This window comes from Suipraeoptans intestinalis, from assembly GCF_009696485.1.
Taxonomy (GTDB): Bacteria; Bacillota; Clostridia; order Lachnospirales; family Lachnospiraceae; genus Suipraeoptans; species Suipraeoptans intestinalis.
The window spans coordinates 1-5,238 of the sequence record NZ_VULY01000044.1 but is presented as its reverse complement, the minus strand read 5'-3'; the positions used below and the strand labels follow the sequence as shown (position 1 = coordinate 5,238).

4 protein-coding genes and 4 pseudogenes are annotated in these 5,238 nt (G+C 48.3%); 3 read left to right on the top strand and 5 right to left on the bottom strand.

Annotation, left to right across the window (positions count from 1 at the left end):
- Nucleotides 1–59: 59 nt before the first annotated feature.
- From FYJ34_RS12630 to FYJ34_RS13690, 5 genes and pseudogenes are all read right to left on the bottom strand, one after another.
- Nucleotides 60–668, bottom strand: coding sequence for a prolyl-tRNA synthetase associated domain-containing protein (locus FYJ34_RS12630; protein WP_235899552.1), 609 nt, complete (start codon nucleotides 666–668; stop codon nucleotides 60–62).
- A 94-nt stretch (nucleotides 669–762) separates the two neighbouring features.
- Nucleotides 763–1,388: pseudogene (locus FYJ34_RS12625) on the bottom strand (putative ABC transporter permease).
- 234 nt (nucleotides 1,389–1,622) lie between these two features.
- Nucleotides 1,623–1,810: pseudogene (gene rpsU, locus FYJ34_RS12620) on the bottom strand (30S ribosomal protein S21).
- A gap of 157 nt (nucleotides 1,811–1,967) precedes the next feature.
- On the bottom strand, nucleotides 1,968–2,141 hold the full coding sequence (locus FYJ34_RS13695) for a DHHA1 domain-containing protein (RefSeq protein WP_154479012.1): 174 nt from the start codon (nucleotides 2,139–2,141) through the stop codon (nucleotides 1,968–1,970).
- Nucleotides 2,138–2,338, bottom strand: coding sequence for a hypothetical protein (locus FYJ34_RS13690; protein ID WP_154479011.1), 201 nt, complete (start codon nucleotides 2,336–2,338; stop codon nucleotides 2,138–2,140). The genes FYJ34_RS13695 and FYJ34_RS13690 overlap by 4 nt, the downstream gene beginning before the upstream one ends.
- Before the next feature lie 1,072 nt (nucleotides 2,339–3,410).
- Here FYJ34_RS13690 and rpsU (FYJ34_RS12605) point away from each other — a divergent pair.
- The 3 genes and pseudogenes from rpsU (FYJ34_RS12605) (at nucleotide 3,411) to FYJ34_RS12595 (ending at nucleotide 5,087) form a co-directional block, all read left to right on the top strand.
- Nucleotides 3,411–3,586: pseudogene (rpsU, locus tag FYJ34_RS12605) on the top strand (30S ribosomal protein S21).
- A gap of 135 nt (nucleotides 3,587–3,721) precedes the next feature.
- Nucleotides 3,722–4,320 (top strand): annotated as a pseudogene (locus tag FYJ34_RS12600) (putative ABC transporter permease).
- Nucleotides 4,321–4,550: 230 nt separating this feature from the next.
- Entirely contained in the window at nucleotides 4,551–5,087 is a 537-nt protein-coding gene (locus FYJ34_RS12595) for a prolyl-tRNA synthetase associated domain-containing protein (RefSeq protein ID WP_235899551.1), read from the top strand.
- The last annotated feature ends 151 nt before the right edge of the window (nucleotides 5,088–5,238 follow it).

Below are 5,238 nucleotides of genomic sequence, written 5' to 3'. Positions count from 1 at the left end.
GAGGAAGGCGTTGTTGTCTCGTCTTTCTTTTCCGAGGATTCTTTGTCACCATCAGTCCCTCACTCCCTTACTGTGTAAGCTTGGATAAATTTCTGTTTTTTCTTCTCTCTTACGGTAACCGGTCTGCAGAAAGGATCTACAGGTCTACGATCCTTGCCGATGATGGATCGCCGGCAGAAATTTCTGCACAGATCCTTTGTTTTAAATTTCAAATGGCTGGTGTTGATCCCCGGATTACAGCCAAACCATTCTGCCTCTGCCACTTCCTTGTCGATGATCACCTGTACGTAATCGTCTTCATCCATTAACAGACCTGCGACGCTGGCAGATCCGGCGTCGTCCCAAATGCTCCAGCATCTTTCCGAAGGAGCAAAGGACATCCTGGAAACGCCCAGCTTTTTGCTGAATTCAGATGTTTCAAAAGGCTTGTCAGCCGGCATCACCAGTAAAAAAAAGGTGGTTTTCTTCTGGTTGCAGAGAAATACGTTTTTTCGGATCTGTGTCCCGATCACTTCGTCGATCCGGGCGCACTCCTCCATGGAAGCTGCCGGATCATTGTCCACCTGCTGGTAGGGAATGTTCAGCTTTTCCAAGGTATCATACATCATCCGCTCCAGTTTCCCTCTCGGATCCTTTGGAGCCTGATTTCTTACTTCGCTGATATACATAGATTCTTCCTCCTTCGTCTCTGATCTTTTGTATGTTCTGTGATCTCCGCCGCAGCGTCCGTTCCTGCCGGGGCTTCTGTCGGACTGCCTGCCATCAAACCGGGCAAGAGGATTTTGCAATGACAGAGTTTTGCAATGACAGAGATAGCATATGGCTATATAATATCACAGCCAAGGGGGAAATGCACCGAAATCCTCCTTGGCTTTTTGTTTTCCGTATATGGTTTGAGGAATCAGGAAAATCTTCCCCAGAACTTTTCCTTCCAGATGCCGAACCTTTCAGACACATCCTCTTTCTTTTCCTGATATAGGGTGTAGCTAAAATCCAGCCGTAAGCCAGCAGCAGAACACTACCCAGCACCTTTCCCCAGGACAGAGGCACTCTGTCAATGGCTGCCGACACAAAATTGTGAAGGAAATAGAACAGGCCCAGTGTATACACGCCCCAGGCAATGGAGCTTTCCAGACAGATGACTCCTTTATAATTAAATGGCTTGTCGTGGTAATCCCACCAGATCTCCCGAAGATCTTGTCCATTATGTAAGCCGTTATCAGCTCCAACGTAGTTGCCAGCACCATTCCAAAGAAAAACAGTTGTAACGGATTGGAGCTGTACGGCCGCAGAAGGATATAGACCGTCAGCGCCCCTACTCCGTAGATCGGACACATCGGACTCTTGGCGAACCCCCGGTTTGTCAGTCTTCTGTTGCAAAATGACATGTAGATAGACTCCAGTACCCATCCTAAAAAGCTGTATGCCAAAAACCACAGCACCACATGATACATACTCCAGCCAAACACCACTTTATTCCACCACATATTTCCTCCCATGACTTCGTTCTCTGGTTTCCTTTTTTCACAGATACGTAACGCCGCACCAAAGACTTTTGCATAGCAGAAAATCCCCCTGAACTTCCTGCTACACAAAAATAGAGTGTCTCATCAACACTCTATTTACTGCCACATATTAGTTATACTTACGCTTCTGGCTGCTTCAGACTTTTTCTTGCGTCTTACGCTGGGCTTTTCGTAATGCTCTCTCTACGAATCTCCTGCTGAATACCAGCCTTTGCACCAGTTTCTTTGAATCTGCGTAAAGCACTATCCAACGTTTCGTTTTCTTTTACGATTACATTTGACATAAACTCACACCTAACCTCCCCTCCAGCCTTGTATTGTGCATCATACGACTGTTCGGGTATTTTTACTGCACTAGAAAGATTATACCATATTTTTCCTGTTTCGTCAACACATTTTGACAATTTCTAAAATTTCTTATTCTCTTGTTCTCTTACGCTCTTACAGATCTTTCAGCTGGCTTCGCAGGATCTCTTCGGCCTTTTCCATGGCTTCCGCCATGCCCGCCGGATTTTTCCCGCCTGCCTGTGCCATGGAAGGACGTCCGCCTCCCCCTCCGCCTACCAAAGGTGCGACGGATTTGATCAGGTTGCCGGCATGCGCTCCCTTTTTCACGCATCGTCTGTCGCCATTGCTACCAGGCTGACCCTTTGGTCTTTTTCGGAGAGAAGAAGGATGACTGCTTCCTTTAAACGTCTCCTTGCACTGGTCCCCGATCTCCGAAGGCCATTCATGTCCATTCCGTCTGCCCTTGCGGCAAGAAAACGGATTCCGCCTACTTCTTTTACCTGATCCAGAAGATTGCCGGACACGTCCTTTGCCTGCTGGCTTTTATAAGATTCTATCTCTGCATGAAGCTTTTTATTTCTTCTAAAGAGAAGCCGTTCTTTCTGTTACGCGATCCTGAGAAACCTTCAGCAGGGAAGCCGTTCCTGCCAGGAACGTTCTATCTCTGCATAGTATTCCAAAAGCCCTTTGGCCTGTCAGCGCTCGATCCGGCGGACACCGCAGCGACTCCCGTTTCCGACCCAGGATCTTCATAACATGCCCCCCAGCCGCCTCCCATCCGGCGATAATGTCCGATGCAAACAGAAGCGCGGCTTCTTTCTTTTTAGACAGAAAGATAATCGACGAGATCGCTTCATAGCAGCCAAAAGGAAAATGGAAAATCCTTATAAAAGACCGCCCAGCAGGCCAAACGCGCACGTGTCCTGGCACATCTTCTGGATCAGCGCTGAAAAAGAGGGAGAGATCGTAGGCCGGAATCCTGTTTCTGTGCCGCCAAGGGCCAGACCGGGGAAATCGGCGACATGGTAAGTGGGGGGAGCGTGCTTGTGCGGGAGATCCGGGGACTCATGTGTCGGAACGGGAGTCGTGGGTGGGATCGAGGGGAGAAGCATCATCCTTCTTCCTTCCCGAAATAGGACGCAAAAGAACGGCTCCAGGCTTCATGCAGGATAGCATAAGGCGGCAGGACGTGTGTCCTGGATCGGTAAAAAGAGCGGAGCCGTTTCATGCCGCGGCAACGGGCTGATCCCAATCCCGTCCGGCCACCCTCTTAGACAAAGGTAGGGAGCGCGGAGGTGGGAGGCGCCGCACCGATCACCCCCTTGGAGGGGAGGGGGCGGAGTCCTCCATGGCACAGGCAGGCGGGAAAAATCCGGCGGGCATGGCGGAAGCCATGGAAAGGCCGAAGAGATCCTGCGAAGCCAGCTGAAAGATCTGTAAGAGCGTAAGAGAACAAGAGAATAAGAAATTTTAGAAATTGTCAAAATGTGTTGACGAACAGGAAAAATATGGTATAATCTTTCTAGTGCAGTAAAAATACCCGAACAGTCGTATGATGCACAATACAAGGCTGGAGGGGAGGTTAGGTGTGAGTTTATGTCAAATGTAATCGTAAAAGAAAACGAAACGTTGGATAGTGCTTTACGCAGATTCAAAAGAAACTGTGCAAAGGCTGGTATTCAGCAGGAGATTCGTAAGAGAGGCATTACGAAAAGCCCAGCGTAAGACGCAAGAAAAAGTCTGAAGCAGCCAGAAAGCGTAAGTATAACTAATATGTGCAGTAAATAGAGTGTTGATGAGACACTCTATTTTTGTGTAGCAGGAAGTTCAGGGGGATTTTCTGCTATGCAAAAGTCTTTGGTGCGGCGTTACGTATCTGTGAAAAAAGGAAACCAGAGAACGAAGTCATGGGAGGAAATATGTGGTGGAATAAAGTGGTGTTTGGCTGGAGTATGTATCATGTGGTGCTGTGGTTTTTGGCATACAGCTTTTTAGGATGGGTACTGGAGTCTATCTACATGTCATTTTGCAACAGAAGACTGACAAACCGGGGGTTCGCCAAGAGTCCGATGTGTCCGATCTACGGAGTAGGGGCGTGACGGTCTATATCCTTCTGCGGCCGTACAGCTCCAATCCGTTACAACTGTTTTTCTTTGGAATGGTGCTGGCAACTACGTTGGAGCTGATAACGGCTTACATAATGGACAAGATCTTCGGGGAGATCTGGTGGGATTACCACGACAAGCCATTTAATTATAAAGGAGTCATCTGTCTGGAAAGCTCCATTGCCTGGGGCGTGTATACACTGGGCCTGTTCTATTTCCTTCACAATTTTGTGTCGGCAGCCATTGACAGAGTGCCTCTGTCCTGGGGAAAGGTGCTGGGTAGTGTTCTGCTGCTGGCTTACGGGCTGGATTTTAGCTACACCCTATATCAGGAAAAGAAAGAGGATGTGTCTGAAAGGTTCGGCATCTGGAAGGAAAAGTTCTGGGGAAGATTTTCCTGATTCCTCAAACCATATACGGAAAACAAAAAGCCAAGGAGGATTTCGGTGCATTTCCCCCTTGGCTGTGATATTATATAGCCATATGCTATCTCTGTCATTGCAAAACTCTGTCATTGCAAAATCCTCTGCCCGGTTTGATGCAGGCAGTCCGACAGAAGCCCCGCAGGAACGGACGCTGCGGCGGAGATCACAGAACATACAAAAGATCAGAGACGAAGGAGGAAGAATCTATGTATATCAGCGAAGTAAGAAATCAGGCTCCAAAGGATCCGAGAGGGAAACTGGAGCGGATGATGTATGATACCTTGGAAAAGCTGAACATTCCCTACCAGCAGGTGGACAATGATCCGGCAGCTTCCATGGAGGAGTGCGCCCGGATCGACGAAGTGATCGGGACACAGATCCGAAAAAACGTATTTCTCTGCAACCAGAAGAAAACCACCTTTTTTTTACTGGTGATGCCGGCTGACAAGCCTTTGAAACATCTGAATTCAGCAAAAAGCTGGGCGTTTCCAGGATGTCCTTTGCCTCCTTCGGAAAAGATGCTGGAGCATTTGGGGACGACGCCGGGATCTGCCAGCGTCGCAGGTCTGTTAATGGATGAAGACGATTACGTACAGGTGATCATCGACAAGGAAGTGGCAGAGGCAGAATGGTTTGGCTGTAATCCCGGGATCAACACCAGCCATTTGAAATTTAAAACAAAGGATCTGTTGCAGAAATTTCTGCCGGCGATCCATCATCGGGCAAGGATCGTAGACCTGTAGATCCTTTCTGCAGACCGGTTACCGTAAGAGAGAAGAAAAACAGAAATTTATCCAAGCTTACACAGTAAGGGAGTGAGGACTGATGGTGACAAAGAATCCTCCGGAAAAGAAAGACGAGACAACAAACGCCTTCCTCCAAGGAGAAAATCGG